The organism is Mitsuaria sp. TWR114 (assembly GCF_007997345.1).
The window spans coordinates 1-1,978 of record NZ_VOSR01000017.1; the positions used below are offsets into that span (position 1 = coordinate 1).

General features: G+C 68.1%; 2 protein-coding genes. Both read right to left on the reverse strand.

The features are described from left to right. The coding region (locus FUT87_RS01160) for an ABC transporter ATP-binding protein (RefSeq protein WP_147239816.1) at positions 1 to 1,062 on the reverse strand (1,062 nt) is incomplete at its 3' end. 13 nt (positions 1,063 to 1,075) lie between these two features. Further along, a partial coding sequence (locus FUT87_RS01165; RefSeq protein WP_222617014.1) for a carbohydrate ABC transporter permease occupies positions 1,076 to 1,978 on the reverse strand: 903 nt, incomplete at its 5' end.

Here is a 1,978-nt window from a genome sequence, read left to right on the forward strand (position 1 = left end):
GCCGCGCGCCAGGCCCTGCAACGCGATCGCCTGCTCGGCCGGGATGCGCGCCGTGATCGGCAGCGCGCCCAGCTCCGCATGCAGGTAGACCTCCGAGCCCATGTGCTCGGTGAAGCGCAGCCGCGCCGTGACGCCGACGCTGTCGCCCTGCACGCGCGGCGCCAGGCCGATGTGCTCCGGCCGCAGGCCGAAGGTCACCGCCGCATCCGCCAGGCGCGGCAGCGCCGCGATGCCCGCTGCCTTGTCCGCGGGCAGCGGCAGCCGCGCGCCGCCGACCTCGACGGCCAGCCCGGTGTCGGTGGCTTGCAGGCGCGCCTCGAGCAGGTTCATCTCCGGCGAGCCGATGAAGCCGGCGACAAAGGCGTTGGCCGGCCGGTCGTAGAGCGCCGTCGGCGTGTCGACCTGCTGGATCACGCCCTCCTTGAGGACGCAGATGCGCTCGCCCATCGTCATCGCCTCGACCTGGTCGTGGGTGACGTAGATCGTGGTGGCGGGCTGCTGGCTGTCGCGCAGCGTGCGGTGCAGCTCGGTCAGCCGCACCCGCATCGCGGCGCGCAGCTTGGCGTCGAGGTTGGACAGCGGCTCGTCGAAGAGGAAGACATCCGGCTTCTTCACGATCGCCCGGCCCACCGCGACGCGCTGCGCCTGGCCGCCGGACAGCTGCTTCGGATAGCGGTCCAGCAGGTGCTCCATCTCCAGCAGCTTCGCGGCATGGCGCACGCGCTGGTCGAGCTCGGCCTTGGGCGTGCCCGCCAGCTTCAGGCCGAAGGCCAGGTTGTCGTAGACCTTCATGTGGGGATACAGCGCGTAGTTCTGGAACACCATCGCGATGCCGCGCTGCTTGGGCGCCAGCGCGTTGACGGCGCGGTCGCCGATGCGCAGCTCGCCGCCGGTGATGCTCTCCAGCCCCGCGATCATCCGCAGCAGCGTCGACTTCGCGCAGCCCGAGGGACCGACGAAGACCATGAACTCGCCGTCGCGCACCTCCAGGTCCACGCCGTGCACGGCCTTGAATCCGTTGGGGTACACCTTCTCGACCTTGTTGAGGCTCAGTCTTGCCATGCCGATGTCCTTGTCAGCCTTTGACGCCCGAGGACGTCGCGCCCTCGATGAAATGCTTCTGCGCCGCGAAGAACACGGCGATCGACGGGATCAGCGCCACCACCGAGATCGCGATCACGTTGGCCCACTCGACCTCCTCGGTCGCGCCGATGCTCATCTTCAGCGCCAGCGAGACCGGGTACTTCTCCACCGAGGCCAGGTAGATCAGCGGGCCCATGAAGTCGTTCATCGTCCAGATGAACTGGAAGACGATCACCGAGATGATGGCCGGCTTGAGCAGCGGCACGATGATGTGCCACAGCAGCTGCAGCGCATTGCAGCCGTCGATCTGGGCGGCCTCTTCCATGTCGCGCGGGATGCCGCGCAGGAACTGCACCAGCATGAAGACGAAGAAGGTGTCCGTGGCGAAGGCCGAGGGCACGATCAGCGGCAGGTAGGAGTCCAGCCAGCCGATCTCGCGGAACACCAGGTACTGCGGCAGGCGCAGCACGATCAGCGGCAGCATCATCGTGGCGATCATGATGCTGAACAGCAGCTTGCGGCCCCAGAACTCGAAGCGCGCGAAGGCGTAGGCCACCAGCACGCAGGAGATCACCGTCACGACGATGCGCGGGATCGTGATCAGGAAGCTGTTCAGGAAGTAGGTCGCGAAGGTGTACTCGGTGCTGGTCTTCCAGCCCTTGGCATAGGCGCCGAAGTCGAAGCGGTCGGGCCAGAAGCCGGCGGAGCTGAAGATCTCGGCGTTGCTCTTGAAGGAGGCGCCGACCAGCCATAGCAGGGGGTAGAGCATCACGATGGCGACCGCGGCCAGCGCCAGGTAGCGCAGCGGGCGGTTGCCGCGGTCGCGGCCCAGGGTCAGGGTGGGCGCGGTGCCATGACCGCGGCCCTCACCCCCGCCCTCTCCCGCAAGCGGGAG